Below are 16,656 nucleotides of genomic sequence, written 5' to 3'. Positions count from 1 at the left end.
ACTTGACAGGGAGCAGTTCATGATTCGGTCCATGTGCGTATTTTTATGTTAAGTCGTCGAAACAGAAACCGTCTCGTTACGTGTGATAGCATCCACTAGTTGTTCTGCTGACACGATCGGACGCAACAGACGGCATAGTTCCTCTTGCGCTGTCCGTAAAGCAAGTGTTTCGACGACATCGAGCGATAATTCGAAATCTGCGAGTGCCGTCGGCTGCTCTTGTGCAAGAAGATAGTCACGCAACTCTACATAATCATCATCATGTCCGAGTAGCTTTTCCTGAACAAGTAGTCCGTAACCGACCTTACTCCCATGTAAAAACGCATGCGTTTCTGGATGAGGAGACAACGCGTTATGCACTGCGTGTCCGATTGCACCACGCGTCGCCGCGTCACCAAAACCGCCAATGCTCCCGGCTAACGGAATGACAGTTTCGACGAGATGTTGGATTTCAACAGGATACTCACGAAAACGCGTTTCCGTTATAGTCGTCGACAAGATAAGATCCTTACAACGCTCAGCTGTCCGGAGTGCCATCTCGATGACGGGATCCTCAGCCGATGATCCGCTTAAGGCACGTGCTTCATACCACTTCGCTAGCGTATCGACGAGTCCGGCGACGAAATAGTCATACGGACTTGCTGCGATGATCCGATGATCGAGTAAAAGCGCTTCAATCACGACGGGGAACGTATCAAATCGGATGTACTGTCCCTCTTCGTTATACATGACACTCAGCGGAGTCCACGGAGCACAGTTCGAGACAATCGTCGGAATGACGACAATCGGTCGATGTAATTGAAACGCGACCTGTTTTGCCGTATCGATGACACTCCCACCTCCGAGTGCAAGAATCACATCGTACGGAGCACATGCTTGTTTGAAAGCTTCCACCTGTTGATCTGTACAATGTCCTTCAAATAAAAAACGTGGTAATTCTGGTAAAGCAAAAGCGGCTGCTTCATAGGCTTGACGTCCATGAATCAGGACTGCTGAACGATCGCCTATCACTTCTTCGAGTTGATCCAGTGCGTGTTCCTCATGTATGTATTGTAAAACAGCTTGTCGAATCACAGAATCGCCTCCTAATATTTGTTATCGCTCAGTATACGCAAAAGAACTCACTTCGGCAATCATTCGATTTTTACAAGAGGAGCGCGTACACTAGAAAAGAGAAGAATTTACTACAAAGGAGTCGATGAATCGATGCAACAGATTACGTTAAATAACGGCATCAGCATGCCCCAACTCGGATATGGTGTCTTTAAAGTACCAGAAAAAGAAGTATATGAAGCGGTCAGCGAAGCACTCCGCGCCGGGTATCGTTCAATCGATACGGCGATGATTTACGAGAACGAAGAAGGCGTCGGTCGCGCCCTTCGTGACTCGGGCATCTCCCGGGAAGAGATCTTTCTGACGACGAAAGTCTGGAATTCTGATCACGGCTACGAAGAAACACTTGCCGCTTTCGAGACGAGTCTACAAAAGCTTGGTGTTGATTACGTCGATTTGTATCTGATTCATTGGCCGATGCCAAAAGAAGATCGTTATGTCGAGACATGGCGGGCGCTCGAACATCTCTATGCAGAAGGAAAGACGCGTGCCATCGGTGTCTCGAACTTCCATATTCCTCACTTGGAACGGATTTTAGCCGAAGGATCGATTGTTCCTGCTGTCAATCAGATCGAACTCCATCCGTTCCTCAGCCAAGAAGCAATCCGAGATTTTTGCCGTAAGCACGGTATCGTCGTCGAAGCCTGGAGTCCGTTGATGAAAGGACGCGACGCGTTGACGCATCCGGTCATCGTCGATATCGCCGATCGTCATCAGAAAACGCCGGCTCAAGTCGTCCTCCGTTGGCACCTGCAACACGACATCGTTGCGATTCCGAAATCCGTTACGCCAAGCCGCATTCGCGAAAATCTCGATGTCTTTGACTTCAGCCTGTCAGACGTTGATATCCAAGCGATTGATCAATTGAACGCTAACGTGCGTACAGGATCAAATCCGGATCATAAATAAGACGAGACGATTCTCGTTTAATCTCTATACAAAAAGAAGGTACTTTTCGGATTTGATCCGAAAAGTACCTTCTTTGATGGTGCCCCTAAAACGTGATTCCAGTCTATTATTTTAGCGGTCTAAATTATTTCCGTGGTCTTGCTTGGCGATGTCATCCGATTGATGTTTCGATTGACGATGTTCTTCGCCGTCTTGCGTTGCATCATGTTCTTTTTCCTCGCGTTCTGTTTCCGGCCGGCGGAAATCGTCATCCCGACGCATCGCGATGTCCGGTTCCCGGTTCCCGTCGAGTTTTTTTGAATGATCGATTGCCTGCTCGTCTTGCGGCATCTTATCCGTACCGGCACGGTGCAAATCAATCTCTGCATGCTCTTCCTTCGAATCTTTATCAACATCAAGCGGATTACCGGAGCCGAGCTGTGCATTGGAGTTCGCATCTGATGACGTATGCGTCTCTTCGCCACTACCATAACGGACTTTTACATCAGGATGCGTATTGTCTGTATTTAAATGTGGATCGAACTGGATGTCTTGGACTTCAAGTAACAGAACGAAGCCCCCACCTTCGACTTCCGTTTTGCGTTGTTCGATTTCATTGTCTGATAGATCAAGTGACCCGAACAGATCATCGACTTCTTGATCACGACCTTTGTTCCCACGAATCCGATCAATCCAAGACGGTTTCGTCGTCGCGATTTCTGCGTCCATTTGGCTACGGACGAGTGCGATGTTCGACTTCTCCTTGACGATGACGTAGAAGTCTTCCTCCCGGTGTCCTTGAATGTGCAGTTCGTCCATTTTTGAGATCAATTCTTCCTCTGAATAGAACGTTCCGATATATTGTTTTGTTTTCATGGATGTTCTCCCCTTATTAACACGATTTGTCATGCGTGACTTCTATAAGGAGTATTTCCTCTTTTGCGTTAAAATATGCCAAAAAATATGCGTTCCGTTAAAACGTCATCTGTTTGACATGTAAACAATCATTCGCCGACGAGTTTCAGACCAATCGTCGCACTTAAGACGAGACCGATACAAACCAGTCGCTTCCAGTCTTTTGATTCGTTATAGAGCACCATGCTGAGAATCGCACCGCCCGCTGCTCCGATTCCCGTCCATACCGCATACGCCGTTCCCATCGGTAAACCATTCATCGCAAGCGTTAAGAATAGGAAACTGAGTCCGAATCCTGTTCCCATCAACAGTAGATTCTTCGCATCCTTATTTTGATTGAACGTATTGATCAAGACGACACCAAACATCTCAAAGATTCCGGCAATGATTAAATAAATCCAACTCATGCTGATTTCTCCTCTCCACTGACTAACTTCAGACCGATGACGCCGAAGAGTAAGACAGCAATCAATGCTAATTTCATCACGGAAGCGGCTTGATCGAACAAGACGATATCCGTCACGACCGTTCCTGCTGTTCCGAGACCGACGAAGACAGCATAGACCGTTCCGACTGGTAAATGGTTACTCGCTTTAATTAGCACGGTAAAGCTAACGATGATACAGACGATCGTTGCAGCCCACTCAAGTGGTGTTGCCGCATGTTTTAATCCGATGACCCAGCCCACTTCAAAACACGCTGCGACGATGATGCCAATCCAATACTTTGCCATAGTAATTGCCTCCTGATAGGTAAATTCAAATGAAAAAGCCCGGGAGTAAGCGAGACGATTCGCTTTACTCCCGGGCTTTTATCCCTCCGTTGCATGGACAAACGTCCATGTTCCTCCCTCGGTCCAGCCGTACGGAACCCTAGAGGATACTCCCTATTCCATTCGATACAACCACCCTAGCACGCCCTTTTTCCTATGTCAAACAGGAATCCGTTCCCCATCTGTCAAATAGAATCAAAGTGACTTCATCTGAAAGAGGAGGATGCTGCATGCGGTATAAAATCAATGATCAACTTCGGATTCGTCGTTTTACACCAGAAGATGTAGAAGCGGTTCACGCTTATGCCTCACAACCCATCGTCAGTCAATTCCAGTCGTGGGGACCGAATACCGAAACGGATACGAAACAATTCCTACACGATGCGCTTGAAAGTGAACTCGAGACACCAAGACGTCGTTATGTCTTTGCCGTGACGTTTCCAAGTGACGTCGTCATCGGTGCCGGTGAACTCGTCATCACAGACGTTGATAATAAAATCGCCGAAATCGGATACGTCCTCTCGCCTGATGAATGGGGGAACGGATATGCGACGTCGATCGCCTCTTTCCTTCTCCAATTCGGTTTCGAAAAACTAGAACTACACCGCATCACGGCAACGTGTGACCCACGAAACGTCGCTTCCGAACGCGTGTTGCAAAAGGTCGGCATGACGAAGGAAGGACAGCTTCGCGAGACGGTCTATCTCGAAGACCACTGGCGCGATTCCTTGATTTACGGCATGCTCGACTGGGAATGGCAAGTGGATCACGAAGAAGATAACTAACATATGACTTCAAACGGTGTGCCGAGGCATACCGTTTTTTTATGGACAATCTCCTATTTTTTTGATTTTTATCAATTTTTAAACAAGCGCATGCTACACTATTCATAATGACAAATTTTAAGAATTGGAGTGAACCTCTTGATGAAAAAATGGACTGCTCATGTTGCTGGACTTGCCGCAACGTTAATGCTGAGCTCGGTTTTACCCGCACCCGCTTTCGCTGAATCGCCACCTGCTCAACCGACAGCAGAAACACAAACAGTCACCGAGACGACCGGGACGGCTTATGTGAAAGAGGATGCCGCGTTGCTACAAACGGCTGATTCCACAACGGTCATTCAACAACTACCAGCAGGAACGACATTGAAGACGCTCGGCACGGACGGTGACTTCACTCGTGTCAGTTGGCAAGAAGGCACTGCTTATGTCGCAACAAACGCGTTAACGCAAACAGCACCTGTCTTTCAAAAACAAGCAACACTGACGTCGAAAAGTCCACTCTCATTAGTTGCTTCACCATTTGATTCCACCGTCGTGACGACACTTCCCGCCTATCAGCGAATTGATACATACGGCACTTTCGACACGTTCACGCGTCTGAAATGGAACGAGCAATACGTCTACGTCTCTACGACACAACTCGAGCAACTTCCGAAATTAGTTGGAACGCGTTATGCCAAACGAGCGACTTCCCTTTTCTTTGAACCGAAGACGACAAGCGCGAAGACAGTCGTCACTCAAAATCAAGCATTCGAAACGTTCGGTACGATCGATACTTTTACGCGTGTTGCGACTAAGACGGGTTACGCCTTCGTATTGACGACTGATTTAGCAGATGCGCAGGTCGTGAACCATCCGGAAACAGGGCTACGTTACGTCCAACAGCAGACGACGGTCTATGCTACTGCGACTACGAAAGGAAAAGTCGTACAATCGCTTCCTGTGAATACTTCGCTTCAAACGTACGGCATCGAGGGATCATTTACACGAATCAAACGAAACGACGAGTATGCCTATGTGCTGACGGCACATCTTGGTACATTGAAATACTATTCGAAGACTGCACGCCTCTATGTTCAGCGTGCTACACCGATCTATTCGGATGCCAAATCTTCAAGTCCTGTCTTGAAGCACCATCAAACGAATACGCTGCTGACGGTGTATGGCACAAGCGGTGCCTATAGCCGGATCATCTTCCGTGGAGTTCATGCTTACGTCAAGACAGCTGATCTCGGTACTGGAAAAGTCTATGCAGCAACCGGGACACGATACGCGAAACGCAACTTGTCCGTCTACACATCTGCGTCGACGAAGAGCAAAATCATGTATTCCGTCAAACGAGCTGATAAGCTAACGATTTACGGAACAAGCGGCAGTTACACACGCTTGAAAAAAGGATCGGTCTACGGTTACGTCAAGACGACGGATCTCGTCACGAAAAAGCCGGATCTGTATGACGTCACTGGCCAACGCTACGTGACGGAAGACGATGTCGTCATTCGTTCGCAGGCAAAACTATCGGGTAAAAAAATCGGCACATTCAAAAAAGGGGCCTCGATTTCGATCTACGGAAAAAGCGGTTATTATACACGCGTCAAATATAAAAACACCTTTGGTTTCGTCGATTCGAGTCGCATCGGACTGAACAAGCCGACGGCAAAAGCAAAAAAAGGCACGACATTTTATGTCCATCTGGACCAGACGCCCCTCTTCTCTGCCGACGTGGCTTACAGTCGCCCAGCTGCCTATTTGAAGAAAGGGACGAAATTAATCGGTCTAAAATCAATTGATGATGATTTTTGGCAAGTTCGCCTGGCAAATGGTCAGACGGGTTACGTCCTCAACCCTTATATCAGCACGAGCAAACCCGATATGAAACTGACACAAAAAGCGATCGACCGGGCGAAAATCTATACGGTCAAACAGACGACGTCGTTCTTTGCGAGTCCGACAAGTCCAAAAGGTAGCGGACTCGTTGAACAAGGCAAACGCGTTTATCCGCGTCATCGAGTCGGAAACTTCTATGTCATCCAGTCAGGCTGGACACCTGTTTATCTTCCTGTATCCGCCGTGACGATCACGTCCGATAAACGGGTCGTCAAAAAGAACAATACGCGTGGTGAAAAGCTGATCCAAGCAGCCGTCCAACATATCGGCACACCATACACATGGGGTTCGCAAGATGCCGTGAACGGTGGTTTTGACTGTTCCGGTTTGATTCACTACGCGACGAACAAGGCTGGAAAATACGGTGGTCGGACGAATGTTCGTGGCTACTGGTATGGTGCTTTCTTTACGAATCGCCGGACGAGTATCTCGAGTGGTAAACGCTCGGATATCGTCTTCTTCCAGAACACCTACACGGATGGTCCATCGCATATCGGAATCATGCTCGATAGCGAACACTTCATCCATGCAGGCGGTTCACAGCTTCAAATCAACTCGATTTACGAACCGCGTTGGCAGGAGCATTTCCTCGGCTTTAAATCGATGTAATAAAAAAGACGAATCCGTCGGTTTCGACGGGTTCGTCTCTTCTTATCGCAACACGTCAGAAAGTCATCTCGACGTATTTCGCCACTTGTCGGTCCATCAAGTATAATTCGATCTGTTCACGATAGGCTTTATAGTGGTCGGATGCGATATGCGCTTCAAGCGCTTCTTCGTCCCGATACACTTCATACAGCATGAATTGATGCTCATCCTCGATCGATTGGTGCAAGGAATAACGTAAGCATCCTTCTTCTTTTTGTGAAGCATGATAAACCGTTTGTAAAATCGGGAAGACTTGATCCGCAAGTCCAGCTTTGATGGTAAGTACAGCATTAACGACGATTTCTCCCATGTTACATTATCCCCTTTCGTGATTACCTGTATCTGTACCCATTTTCACGAAAAGACACACGTTAAAGGAGCTAGAACATGCAAACTCAACTTTTTGAAGCACTCGAACAATTCGAACCGACGATGATCGCATTACGCCGTGATTTCCACCGCCATCCGGAACTATCCTTCCAGGAAGTCCGCACACCAGAACGGATTGCCGCCTTTTACGCAGAACAAAGCATTCCTCATCAAACAGCCGTCGGAGGTCGTGGTGTCGTCGCGACGATCGAAGGCAAACAGCCTGGTCCGACGATTGCTGTCCGTGCCGATTTTGATGCTTTACCGCTTCAGGAAGAGACGACGCTTGCCTTCCGGTCGATCCATCCCGGGGTCATGCATGCTTGTGGACACGATGGTCATACGGCGATGGTGATGGCCCTTGCTGCTACGCTCTATCCGATACGCGATCAATTGCAAGGAACGATTCGGATCATTCACCAGCATGGCGAAGAGGTCTTCCCCGGCGGAGCAATCCAAATGATCGAAGCCGGCGTCCTCGAAGGGGTCGATGCAATTTTCGCGACACATCTCGAAAATGATTTACCAGTTGGCACGATTGGGTTTCGGGAAGGACATACATTGTGTGCGATCGACGAATTCGAAATCATCGTCCATGGTCAAGGTGGGCATGCCCAGGCACCGCATAAAACAAAAGATGCTCTCGTCGCTGGAGCGCAACTCGTCTGTAACTTACAACATCTCGTTAGTCGACGGGTCGATCCGTTTGAGCCGGCTGTTCTCGCAATCGGTTCTTTCCATGCAGGAACAGCACCAAATATCGTTACGGGTGAGGCACGCATTGTCGGGGAAATCCGAACGTTCAACGAGACACTGCGGCATCAGCTCCGGCAAGAAGTCGATCTTGTCGCTAAGACGACGTGTGCCGGCATCGGTGCTTCGTATTCGATTGACTTCACGACTGGTTACCCGGCGCTCTGGAATCACCCGGACGAGACAAAGCTCGTTCAGGAAGCTGCTGCTTTCTTACCGGAAGCATCCGTCCGGGCACTCACACCAATGATGGCTGCGGACGACTTCGCACATTACTTAACACACGTCCCGGGTAGTTATTTCTTTACGGGTTCTGGCTATACGGACGGTCGCGTCAACTATCCGCAGCACCATCCACAGTACGAGATCAATGAACAAGCGTTGTTGATCGGTGCGAAGACACTTGGAGCAACCGTTTTACGTGCCTTAAATTCTAAGGATTGACTTTATTTCTTTGTGAATGGTATCATCACAACAATGATAACGAATGACATCAACTTCATATACCCTTATCAAGAGTGGACCGAGAGATCTGGATCGATGACGTCCCAGCAACCTGCGCATAGCAAGGTGCTACGACCAGCAAAGCGAAAGCTTTGGTTGATAAAAAGCGGCGACTCCTTTTGCAACCAAGCGAAGGAGTCGTTTTCGTTTTCTCGCTGTCAGACATACAATGGGGATTTCCCACGGAGAGGAAGAGACAGATGGAAAAAGCAACATTTGCAGGTGGATGTTTTTGGTGCATGGTGACACCATTTGAAGAATTACCAGGAATCGAGGGAATCGTATCAGGTTACATGGGCGGACACGTCGATAACCCGACGTACGAGCAAGTCAAAACAGGAACGACGGGACATCTCGAAGTCGTCCAAATCACGTTTGATCCGAGCCTGTTCCCGTACGAGCGTTTACTTGAACTCTACTGGCCCCAAACGGATCCGACGGATGCAGAAGGTCAATTCCAAGATCGCGGTACGCAGTACGCGCCAGCAATCTTCTATCATACGGATGCGCAGCATGAAGCTGCGATTACTTCTCGTGACGCTCTTGCTGCAAGCAACCGTTTCAAACAGCCAATCGTGACGCGGATTGATGCCGCTTCTGAATTTTATCCAGCGGAAGAGTACCATCAAGACTTCCATAAGAAAAATCCAGAACACTACAAAAAAGATCGTGCTGCTTCTGGGCGCGATGCTTTCATCGAACAGGAATGGAAAGATACGACGACGGTCTAATTCAAAAAATGCATATAAAAAACAGGTCAGTAAACATTTGTTTGCTGACCTGTTCCATTGTTATGAAAAAAATAAGTCATGAAACACGTTCTACTTGATCCTTCGCCCTCTCTTCCGGCGCGACGACTTGATACCGCTTCAAAACGAAGATCCCACATACCATGACGGCGAGACCGACGAGCTGACCGAACGATAAATCAATTTGTGGTAAACCGAACCAGCCGAACGTATCAACAGCAAGAGCAAAGCTTAACTGCGAAATCAGAACGACAGAGATCGCGATGGACGGACCAAGCAACTGAATCCCACGCATGACACAAAAAACGACGCCGACACCGACAAGTCCACCAAACCAATAGAGTGGCGATACGTTTTGGATCTGTCCGATTGTTCCACCACGAAACAGAACATACGTGACACTTGCTCCGATGAAACCGACGAAGAAGACCAGCGTCGTTGTCGCCCAAGCACCGAACGCGTCACTCATCCGAGCATTCAATACCGTCTGTAAACTGATTAACATCCCTGCCAACACGGCACACACGATTCCTATTACCATGTTCGTTCCTCCTTACTCATAGCTGTTACCGTTCGCCTTCTCGCGAATCCGCTCCAAATCGACGATGATGATTTTCCCGCGTCGTCGAACGAGAATCTCCTCTTCACATAATTTCGTGATGATCCGGTTGAGATGGCGATAACTCGTTCCAAGCCAGTCAGCGACGTCATGCAGGTTCGACGTCCGCATCTCCTGATAAAACAAACTGTCACTGGCTTCAGAAGCGATCGATAACAAATACCCTGCAAATCGCTCTTCGACGGTATACAACACGTGATGCGTCGCTGATTTCGAGTCGGCATACCACTTGGCTGTGATCGTGCGTAATAAAAATTGCAGAAAGACGTTCGTCGTATTGTGCTCGCGTAAAATCGCATACGGTACGCTCAACACCTCGACGTCGGTCACCGCTTCGACCGTATTCAATACTTCCCGTTCGTTGATGAACTCAGCGTCACCGATCACTGTCAGTGGTGTCTTGAATCGCAGAATCCGCTGTTTCCCTTCTGACGAGGCAGCAGATATCTTGACCTTGCCTGCGACGATGAAGTACATCCGGTCGATCGCTGCCCCTGTCGTACAGAGGAGTTCCCCTTTTTGGAAGGTTTCTTGACGCAACCAAGCGCGCGTCTCTTCCGTCAAAATCGTATCCAGTCCGTACTGTTGAATGACGGTTTCCATGTTTATTCCCTCCCTTTAGGCAAGTGAGAAAATCGCAACTCCTGCAAGCATGAGACCCACACCAACCCACTGACCACGATTTCCTTGTTTTTTTAAGACACCGAACCATCCCTTTAAATCAATCACAAACGCACATAAAATCTGTGCGACGAGTAATAAACACATCGCCCATGTCATCCCGAGTTTTTGGATTGCTGTCAGTTCCGTTACGACGACTAGCACGCCAATCAAACCGCCGCTTGCATAAATCCACGGTAACTGACGGAAGCCACCGATTTTCCGATCTCGTACGAAACTGTAAATGACTAAACAACCCATCAGACCCACAAAGTGGACGATCAATACGGACAACCACGGTCCGACGCCTGTCGCAAGGCGCGCATTGAATATGCCTTGCAGGGCGATGAACAGACCGCTCATCAAAGCAAACACGACTCCTTGCACGTCATCTCCTCCTTTAATCTCTACACTAGAGTAGACCTTACTCGTGCCCTACTTGAAAAGGACAAATGTCCCATTTTCAAAAAAACATGAAAAAACCCGCTGTCCACAAGTGGCATCACGGGTCCCTCACTATATACTCATGTCGTAAAACGAGTCGTCGTTTGTTTCAGCTGTTCCTCTGCTTCCGCCATCATGCGCGTAAACAACTCCGCAACAGTCGGCACATCATGAATCAATCCCGCAACCAGTCCAGCGTTGACATACCCTTTCTCCTCATCGCCCTCAAGAGCGCCCGTAATATGATACGACTCATTCGTCTGATCGAGAAAAGCAGCAGGTGTCTCTGCTGTGAGTCGTTCGACGTAAGGACCATCAAGGACACGTCGGACGAATCCGACGGAACGTCCGATGATACGTGTATCGGTATCGGTCGCATCCATTAAGTGCGCCTTGTATGCCGAATGAACCTTCGCCTCTTCCGTCGCGATCAATCGTGTTCCGAGCTGGGCACCAGCCGCACCAAGTAACAGAACAGCTGCCAGTCCACGGCCGTCACCAATCCCACCCGCTGCCAGGACCGGAATGTTGGCCCGATCGACGAGTTGCGGAATCAAGGTCAGCGTCGTCAACTCGAGCGGTGAATTGATACCTGCCGCTTCAACTCCCTCCGCTACGAGTACATCAGCGCCCGCCTGTTCTGCCTTTAACGCCTGTTTGACTGAAGCGACAACCGCGATCGTTTTGATGCCGGCAGCTTGAAGTCGCGCTATGTACGGTGCCGGGTTTCCTGCCGATAAGGAGACGACCGGGATCTTTTCTGCAATCGCGAGATCAATCAGTGCTTCCGTATAAGGAGACACCCGAATCGCGATGTTCAAAGCAAATGGTTGATCCGTCAGCATTCGTGTCTCGTGAATCCGCGACGCCACTTCATCGACCGACAATGTCCCGCACCCGAGCGTTCCGAGTCCCCCGGCATTCGAAACCGCTGCCGTCAGCGCCGCATGACTAATGTTACCCATTCCTCCTTGGATCAAAGGATATCGAATTTTAAAGAGCTCACAAATCGGAAACATGTCTTTCCTCCGTTCTCGACTTCACTCACATGCTATACTGACATGGAATGAATAGTAGTTCATCTTATTATAGAAACGAGGTATTCTGTTATGAAGATTCCGTATCAATCGATTCATCCGAACGTCGCCTCCGATGTATTCATCGCTCCTGGCGCTTATCTGATCGGAGACGTCACGATCGGTTCCGAGTCTACGGTCTGGTTCAACGCTGTCTTACGCGGTGACGAAGGACCGATTACGATTGGGAAACGATGCAGTATCCAGGACAACGCGACGATTCATCTGTATGAAGGGGCACCCGTCGTCATTGAAGATGAAGTAACGGTCGGACATAACGCAATTTTACACGGTTGCAAAATCGGACGTCGTTCGATCGTCGGAATGGGTGCGACCGTTCTTGATCACGCAGAGATCGGTGAAGAATGCATCATCGGGGCGAATACGTTAATTCCATCGGGAAAAGTTTTCCCACCCCGTTCGCTGATCATCGGCTCACCCGGTAAAGTCGTGCGTGAACTAACAGAAGCGGATCTTGCGATGATTCAGGAGTCGATTGATTCTTATGTCGATAAAGGATATGCCTTCCGAAACATTCTCGCAGAATCTGCTGAACAGAACACATCTGAATGACACGAATGCGGGGCGGATCAACTGATCCGTCCCGCTCTTTTCATTCGAATAAATGCTCACCGTTCCGCAAACAGCGGATGTTCCGCCGCATCGTACGAGGCACTGCGTTGCGACACATCGTGCGTCTCTTCAAAGATTGATTCGAAGAACCGACTCGCTGGTTGTGCGAGCAATCGGTAATATTGTTCGAACAAGAGCGCCGCGTGATGTCCGCTCCACGCATCTGGTAACAGTTCTTGCGGTAATCCGGGATCTGTGAATAGAAACTTCCGGTATTCATGTACGAGCATCGTCCGTTCGACGAAACACTGTTCATCCGTCATTTCTCCGAGTTGGAGCTGACTTTGATGGACGATGTATTGCCGGCTGTAATCCGTGATGAACGTCTCGTAACGCTCCTGCAATTCCTCCAGCGGAAACGCACGCTCGACGAGGGATTGATCCTGCTTCGGACCGTGGTATTCACCGACGAAGAAATCGACATACTCTTCGATCTCGTACGACGCGATCAATCGTTCCGCCTCTTTTTCAAGTGGATTCGGTGAGATCCAAACCCCATTCGATAAGTTGCCAAACCCACTCCACGTCAGTTCTTTGCGGAGCTCATCACGAATCTGGCGTTTATCCTCCGGAATCGTGTACATCAGCGTCCGCCACTTCCCGTCCCAGTCGTGCGGTGTTGATCTGTAGATCCGGCGTGCGGCCTCCTCCATCCGTTCCACCCCACGTGGTGTCAATGAATAGAAGCTTTTATTTCCTTGTTTCTCGGAGACGAGCCAGCCTTGTTTAACCATTCGGGACACAGCAACCCGAACGGCCTGCTCGTTATGTCCGAACTCTTTGACGAGTCGAATTAAACTCCCGACCCAAATTTGATTGCCGTAATGGCGGATATAATCGCCGTAAATCGTAAAGATCATCGATTGGGTGTTCGCACTCATGGTATTCACTCTCTCTTCAGTCGTTCATAGTGTGTATCGTTAGTATACGGGTTATTTCAAACGTCGACCATCCTCATTTTCCTTCAAAGCGTGGTGCTCGTTTTTCAGCGAAGGCTTGTAGCGCTTCCTGACGATCAGCCGTCGGAATGACGACTTCATAGGCTTCCGTTTCGAGCTGTAGTCCTTCTTCGAGTGAGACATCCCGCCCTTGATCAATCGCTCGCTTCGCTTGGCGCAAGGCAATCGGACCATTCTGTAACATTTGATGGGCAAACTCAAGACACGTCGTCATCAACGCTTCCCGAGCGACGACGGCTGTCGCGAGTCCGTATCGTTCTGCTGTCATCGCATCGATTTTTTTCGCCGTGAAGATCAATTCCTTTGCCCGAGTCTCCCCAATCAGTCGTGGCAAGCGTTGTGTTCCACCGGCTCCTGGAATGATCCCGAAGCTAGTTTCCGTCAAGCCGACGAGTGCATCCTCGACGAGAAAACGGAAATCACAGGCAAGGATCCACTCGAACCCACCGCCGAGCGCGTGACCGTTGACGGCTGCGATTGTTGGTTGCGGCAATTGTGCGATCGAAGTGAAGACATTCCGGATCGCAAGGACATTACGCCGGACTTCTTCTTCGTTTAAATGCACGCGTTCTTTTAAATCGGCACCCGCACTAAATGCTTTCCCCGTTCCCGTAAACAGAACGACCCGCGCTTCCGGGTCGACCGATAACGCATCGACCTGTTCTTGCAAAGCGACAAGCGTCGGATAATCGAGACAGTTCAAACGTTCTGGACGATCAATCCGGACGATTGCGATATAGCCTTCTCGTTCTAAGTGAATCATACGAGTCCCTCCCGATCGACGACGAGTGCGATCCCTTGTCCGACTCCAACACACATCGTCGCGAGACCATAGGTCCGGTTCGTCCGGCGCATCTCATGCAATAATGTCGTCAAAATCCGGGCCCCACTCGCACCGAGTGGATGACCGAAGGCGATCGCACCGCCGTTGACGTTGACTTTTTCGCTTGGTAAACCAAGTGCTTCGATACAGGCAAGACTTTGAGCCGCAAACGCTTCGTTCAACTCGATTTGATCGAGCTGTTCGACCGTCAACCTTGCCCGTCGGAGGACTTTTTCCGTTGCGTCGATCGGTCCGATCCCCATGATGGCAGGTTCGACCCCTGCCGTCGCACTCGCCCGGTAATACCCGAGCGGCGTCAAACCGAGTTCGTTTGCTTTTTCTTCACTCATCAATAACAACGCCGACGCACCGTCGTTGACACCTGAAGCATTCCCCGCCGTCACGGTACCATTTGGGAATAACGGACGAAGTGTCGCCAGTTTCTCACGTGTCGTCTCAGGACGAGGATGTTCATCGCGGTCGAAGACGCTGACGTTACCTTTCCGGTCTGTTTGTGTGACCGCAACCAGTTCGTCCGTGAAGTGCTCTGCCTCGATGGCTCGTTTTGCGCGTTGCTGGCTTTCGAACGCAAAGTCGTCCTGTGCTTCGCGCGAGATTCCGTACTGACGGGCGACGTTCTCAGCTGTTTCTGGCATCGAATCCGTTCCGTATTGATCTGCTAAACGATCATTGACGAAGCGCCAACCAATCGTCGTATCGTACATCGTCTGGTTGCCACGTGGGTTGGCCTGATCCGGCTTCGCGAGAACGAACGGTGCACGCGTCATGCTTTCCGTTCCACCAGCGATATAGATATCACCTTCACCTAAGGCAATCCCACGCGCTGCCGCGATGACGGCGTCCAGTCCAGATCCACATAAGCGATTGATCGTCGTACCGGCGACTTCGACCGGTAGACCAGCTAGTAATCCCGACATCCGGGCGACGTTGCGATTGTCTTCTCCCGCCTGATTCGCATTGCCAAAAATGACTTCCTCGATCGTCTTCGGATCGACTTGTGGATTACGCTCAAGCAACGCTTCGATGACGCGTGCTCCTAAGTCATCTGGACGAACCTGACGCAACGCGCCATTATAGCGACCGATCGGTGTCCGAACGGCATCGATGATGGCGACCCGTTTCATGATGTCACCTCGCGATTCGTATAGTCATAGACGCCACGACCGGTTTTACGACCGAGTCTGCCCGCTTTAACATACTGTTCGAGTAGTGGTGCCGGACGGTATTTTTCTCCGAGCTTCTCATGCAGATACTTTAAGTTGTGGAGCCGAGTATCAAGTCCGACTAAGTCCCCGAGTTCGAATGGTCCCATCGGGTAGTTTAAGCCGAGTTTGATCGCTTTATCGATCTCTTCTGGTGTCCCGAGTCCTTCTTGTAACATGTAGAACGCTTCGTTTCCGACGAGCGCACTGATCCGCGAAGTCACGAACCCAGGAAACTCACGGATGACGACCGTTTCCTTCTGCATCTGACGCGCTACCTGCTCAAGAGCTGCGACCGTCTCATCCGACGTTTCAAGACCACGAACGAGCTCGATCAGTGGCATCAGATGGACCGGATTGAAGAAATGCATCGCCATGACCCGGTCCGCCCGGTTCGTAAAGGAGGCGATCTCCGTCGGACTCATCGTCGACGTGTTCGTTGCGAAATAACAGTCCAGACGTGCATTCGCTTCTAGCGTTTCAAAGACTTGCTGTTTGATGCTGAGTTGTTCCGGTACTGCTTCAATGACGAGATCCGCTTGTTGTGCCGCCTCAGCTAGGTCGGTCGACAGATGCAGTCGATCGAACAGTCCCTCGACCTCACTTGTCGTCATCTTGCCACGGATGATGCCTTTTTCCGCGATTCGTTCTAATTCTTGCAGTGCTCCTTTGACGTATTCCTCTTTAATATCAACGAGTGTCACCTGAAATCCGCGGTGTGCGGCCACATAAGCGATACCACGTCCCATGACGCCGGATCCGACGACGACGAGTTGTTCTACCATCTGAATTCCCCCTTATCCCCTGTGCTGTTAAAAAAGGCTGGACTTCCCGAC

Annotated in this window: 19 protein-coding genes and 1 riboswitch; of the genes, 6 read left to right on the top strand and 13 right to left on the bottom strand. The window is 49.7% G+C overall.

Annotated elements, in window-relative coordinates:
* Nucleotides 1-48 precede the first annotated feature (48 nt).
* Nucleotides 49-1,074, bottom strand: coding sequence for an iron-containing alcohol dehydrogenase family protein (locus B4C70_RS09570; RefSeq protein WP_290778809.1), 1,026 nt, complete (start codon nt 1,072-1,074; stop codon nt 49-51).
* A 132-nt stretch (nt 1,075-1,206) separates the two neighbouring features.
* Between B4C70_RS09570 and B4C70_RS09565 the strand changes: the two genes are divergently transcribed.
* Nucleotides 1,207-2,022 (top strand): aldo/keto reductase, encoded by an 816-nt coding sequence (locus tag B4C70_RS09565; protein ID WP_047391522.1) that lies wholly within the window; start codon nt 1,207-1,209, stop codon nt 2,020-2,022.
* 111 nt (nt 2,023-2,133) lie between these two features.
* Here the strand turns inward: B4C70_RS09565 and B4C70_RS09560 are convergent, their stop codons facing one another.
* The 3 genes from B4C70_RS09560 to B4C70_RS09550 form a co-directional block, all read right to left on the bottom strand.
* Nucleotides 2,134-2,877 carry a general stress protein gene (locus B4C70_RS09560; RefSeq protein WP_215085086.1) on the bottom strand — a complete coding sequence of 248 codons (744 nt, stop codon included), beginning with the start codon at nt 2,875-2,877 and terminating at the stop codon, nt 2,134-2,136.
* A gap of 128 nt (nt 2,878-3,005) precedes the next feature.
* Nucleotides 3,006-3,323 (bottom strand): DMT family transporter, encoded by a 318-nt coding sequence (locus B4C70_RS09555; RefSeq protein WP_290778800.1) that lies wholly within the window; start codon nt 3,321-3,323, stop codon nt 3,006-3,008.
* Nucleotides 3,320-3,649 (bottom strand): DMT family transporter, encoded by a 330-nt coding sequence (locus B4C70_RS09550; RefSeq protein WP_290778798.1) that lies wholly within the window; start codon nt 3,647-3,649, stop codon nt 3,320-3,322. The genes B4C70_RS09555 and B4C70_RS09550 overlap by 4 nt, the downstream gene beginning before the upstream one ends.
* Before the next feature lie 269 nt (nt 3,650-3,918).
* Between B4C70_RS09550 and B4C70_RS09545 the strand changes: the two genes are divergently transcribed.
* Both B4C70_RS09545 and B4C70_RS09540 read left to right on the top strand, forming a co-directional pair.
* Nucleotides 3,919-4,473, top strand: coding sequence for a GNAT family N-acetyltransferase (locus tag B4C70_RS09545; RefSeq protein WP_133208350.1), 555 nt, complete (start codon nt 3,919-3,921; stop codon nt 4,471-4,473).
* 141 nt (nt 4,474-4,614) lie between these two features.
* Complete coding sequence (locus tag B4C70_RS09540; protein WP_290778795.1) at nt 4,615-6,969, top strand: C40 family peptidase; 2,355 nt, start codon at nt 4,615-4,617, stop codon at nt 6,967-6,969.
* 55 nt (nt 6,970-7,024) lie between these two features.
* Here the strand turns inward: B4C70_RS09540 and B4C70_RS09535 are convergent, their stop codons facing one another.
* Nucleotides 7,025-7,318, bottom strand: a complete 294-nt coding sequence (locus tag B4C70_RS09535; protein ID WP_035411012.1) for a putative quinol monooxygenase — start codon at nt 7,316-7,318, stop codon at nt 7,025-7,027.
* Nucleotides 7,319-7,395: 77 nt separating this feature from the next.
* Between B4C70_RS09535 and B4C70_RS09530 the strand changes: the two genes are divergently transcribed.
* Together B4C70_RS09530 and msrA are read left to right on the top strand one after the other, a co-directional pair.
* Nucleotides 7,396-8,574 (top strand): M20 metallopeptidase family protein, encoded by a 1,179-nt coding sequence (locus B4C70_RS09530; RefSeq protein WP_290778792.1) that lies wholly within the window; start codon nt 7,396-7,398, stop codon nt 8,572-8,574.
* A gap of 62 nt (nt 8,575-8,636) precedes the next feature.
* Nucleotides 8,637-8,740, top strand: a riboswitch (SAM riboswitch).
* 94 nt (nt 8,741-8,834) lie between these two features.
* Nucleotides 8,835-9,365 carry a peptide-methionine (S)-S-oxide reductase MsrA gene (gene msrA, locus B4C70_RS09525; protein WP_056063762.1) on the top strand — a complete coding sequence of 177 codons (531 nt, stop codon included), beginning with the start codon at nt 8,835-8,837 and terminating at the stop codon, nt 9,363-9,365.
* 76 nt (nt 9,366-9,441) lie between these two features.
* Here the strand turns inward: msrA and B4C70_RS09520 are convergent, their stop codons facing one another.
* The 4 genes from B4C70_RS09520 to B4C70_RS09505 all read right to left on the bottom strand — a co-directional run bounded on the left by B4C70_RS09520 (nt 9,442) and on the right by B4C70_RS09505 (nt 12,125).
* A complete protein-coding gene (locus tag B4C70_RS09520; RefSeq protein WP_214856060.1) occupies nt 9,442-9,924 on the bottom strand; it encodes a DMT family transporter in 483 nt (160 codons plus the stop codon).
* A gap of 12 nt (nt 9,925-9,936) precedes the next feature.
* Nucleotides 9,937-10,605 carry a Crp/Fnr family transcriptional regulator gene (locus B4C70_RS09515; protein WP_290778788.1) on the bottom strand — a complete coding sequence of 223 codons (669 nt, stop codon included), beginning with the start codon at nt 10,603-10,605 and terminating at the stop codon, nt 9,937-9,939.
* A gap of 15 nt (nt 10,606-10,620) precedes the next feature.
* Complete coding sequence (locus tag B4C70_RS09510; RefSeq protein WP_058265576.1) at nt 10,621-11,049, bottom strand: DMT family transporter; 429 nt, start codon at nt 11,047-11,049, stop codon at nt 10,621-10,623.
* A 137-nt stretch (nt 11,050-11,186) separates the two neighbouring features.
* Entirely contained in the window at nt 11,187-12,125 is a 939-nt protein-coding gene (locus B4C70_RS09505; RefSeq protein ID WP_290778783.1) for an NAD(P)H-dependent flavin oxidoreductase, read from the bottom strand.
* 90 nt (nt 12,126-12,215) lie between these two features.
* Here B4C70_RS09505 and B4C70_RS09500 point away from each other — a divergent pair, with 90 nt between their 5' ends.
* Nucleotides 12,216-12,755, top strand: coding sequence for a gamma carbonic anhydrase family protein (locus B4C70_RS09500; RefSeq protein WP_035399020.1), 540 nt, complete (start codon nt 12,216-12,218; stop codon nt 12,753-12,755).
* A gap of 56 nt (nt 12,756-12,811) precedes the next feature.
* Here B4C70_RS09500 and paaX read toward each other — a convergent pair whose 3' ends face one another.
* From paaX to B4C70_RS09480, 4 genes are all read right to left on the bottom strand, one after another.
* Nucleotides 12,812-13,696 carry a phenylacetic acid degradation operon negative regulatory protein PaaX gene (gene paaX / locus B4C70_RS09495; RefSeq protein ID WP_023467002.1) on the bottom strand — a complete coding sequence of 295 codons (885 nt, stop codon included), beginning with the start codon at nt 13,694-13,696 and terminating at the stop codon, nt 12,812-12,814.
* Between the two features lie 73 nt (nt 13,697-13,769).
* Nucleotides 13,770-14,537, bottom strand: a complete 768-nt coding sequence (locus B4C70_RS09490; protein ID WP_290778778.1) for an enoyl-CoA hydratase-related protein — start codon at nt 14,535-14,537, stop codon at nt 13,770-13,772.
* A complete protein-coding gene (locus tag B4C70_RS09485; protein WP_290778775.1) occupies nt 14,534-15,742 on the bottom strand; it encodes an acetyl-CoA C-acyltransferase in 1,209 nt (402 codons plus the stop codon). Before B4C70_RS09485 ends, B4C70_RS09490 begins: the two co-directional genes overlap by 4 nt.
* Entirely contained in the window at nt 15,739-16,605 is an 867-nt protein-coding gene (locus tag B4C70_RS09480) for a 3-hydroxyacyl-CoA dehydrogenase (RefSeq protein WP_290778772.1), read from the bottom strand. Before B4C70_RS09480 ends, B4C70_RS09485 begins: the two co-directional genes overlap by 4 nt.
* Nucleotides 16,606-16,656: the final 51 nt, after the last annotated feature.

The sequence above is a fragment of the Exiguobacterium sp. UBA5002 genome, from assembly GCF_002396765.1.
Classification (GTDB): domain Bacteria; phylum Bacillota; class Bacilli; order Exiguobacteriales; family Exiguobacteriaceae; genus Exiguobacterium_A.
Note: the sequence above shows the minus strand (reverse complement) of the source record. Positions and strands in the feature narration are given on the sequence as shown.

Excerpts from the sequence above, each read along its gene's own strand:
- B4C70_RS09565 (WP_047391522.1), top strand. The coding sequence starts at position 1,207 with ATGCAACAGATTACGTTAAATAACGGCATCAGCATGCCCCAACTCGGA.
- B4C70_RS09560 (WP_215085086.1), bottom strand. The coding sequence starts at position 2,877 with ATGAAAACAAAACAATATATCGGAACGTTCTATTCAGAGGAAGAATTG.
- B4C70_RS09555 (WP_290778800.1), bottom strand. The coding sequence starts at position 3,323 with ATGAGTTGGATTTATTTAATCATTGCCGGAATCTTTGAGATGTTTGGT.
- B4C70_RS09550 (WP_290778798.1), bottom strand. The coding sequence starts at position 3,649 with ATGGCAAAGTATTGGATTGGCATCATCGTCGCAGCGTGTTTTGAAGTG.
- B4C70_RS09545 (WP_133208350.1), top strand. The coding sequence starts at position 3,919 with ATGCGGTATAAAATCAATGATCAACTTCGGATTCGTCGTTTTACACCA.
- B4C70_RS09540 (WP_290778795.1), top strand. The coding sequence starts at position 4,615 with ATGAAAAAATGGACTGCTCATGTTGCTGGACTTGCCGCAACGTTAATG.
- B4C70_RS09535 (WP_035411012.1), bottom strand. The coding sequence starts at position 7,318 with ATGGGAGAAATCGTCGTTAATGCTGTACTTACCATCAAAGCTGGACTT.
- B4C70_RS09530 (WP_290778792.1), top strand. The coding sequence starts at position 7,396 with ATGCAAACTCAACTTTTTGAAGCACTCGAACAATTCGAACCGACGATG.
- msrA (WP_056063762.1), top strand. The coding sequence starts at position 8,835 with ATGGAAAAAGCAACATTTGCAGGTGGATGTTTTTGGTGCATGGTGACA.
- B4C70_RS09520 (WP_214856060.1), bottom strand. The coding sequence starts at position 9,924 with ATGGTAATAGGAATCGTGTGTGCCGTGTTGGCAGGGATGTTAATCAGT.
- B4C70_RS09515 (WP_290778788.1), bottom strand. The coding sequence starts at position 10,605 with ATGGAAACCGTCATTCAACAGTACGGACTGGATACGATTTTGACGGAA.
- B4C70_RS09505 (WP_290778783.1), bottom strand. The coding sequence starts at position 12,125 with ATGTTTCCGATTTGTGAGCTCTTTAAAATTCGATATCCTTTGATCCAA.
- B4C70_RS09500 (WP_035399020.1), top strand. The coding sequence starts at position 12,216 with ATGAAGATTCCGTATCAATCGATTCATCCGAACGTCGCCTCCGATGTA.
- paaX (WP_023467002.1), bottom strand. The coding sequence starts at position 13,696 with ATGAGTGCGAACACCCAATCGATGATCTTTACGATTTACGGCGATTAT.
- B4C70_RS09490 (WP_290778778.1), bottom strand. The coding sequence starts at position 14,537 with ATGATTCACTTAGAACGAGAAGGCTATATCGCAATCGTCCGGATTGAT.
- B4C70_RS09485 (WP_290778775.1), bottom strand. The coding sequence starts at position 15,742 with ATGAAACGGGTCGCCATCATCGATGCCGTTCGGACACCGATCGGTCGC.
- B4C70_RS09480 (WP_290778772.1), bottom strand. The coding sequence starts at position 16,605 with ATGGTAGAACAACTCGTCGTCGTCGGATCCGGCGTCATGGGACGTGGT.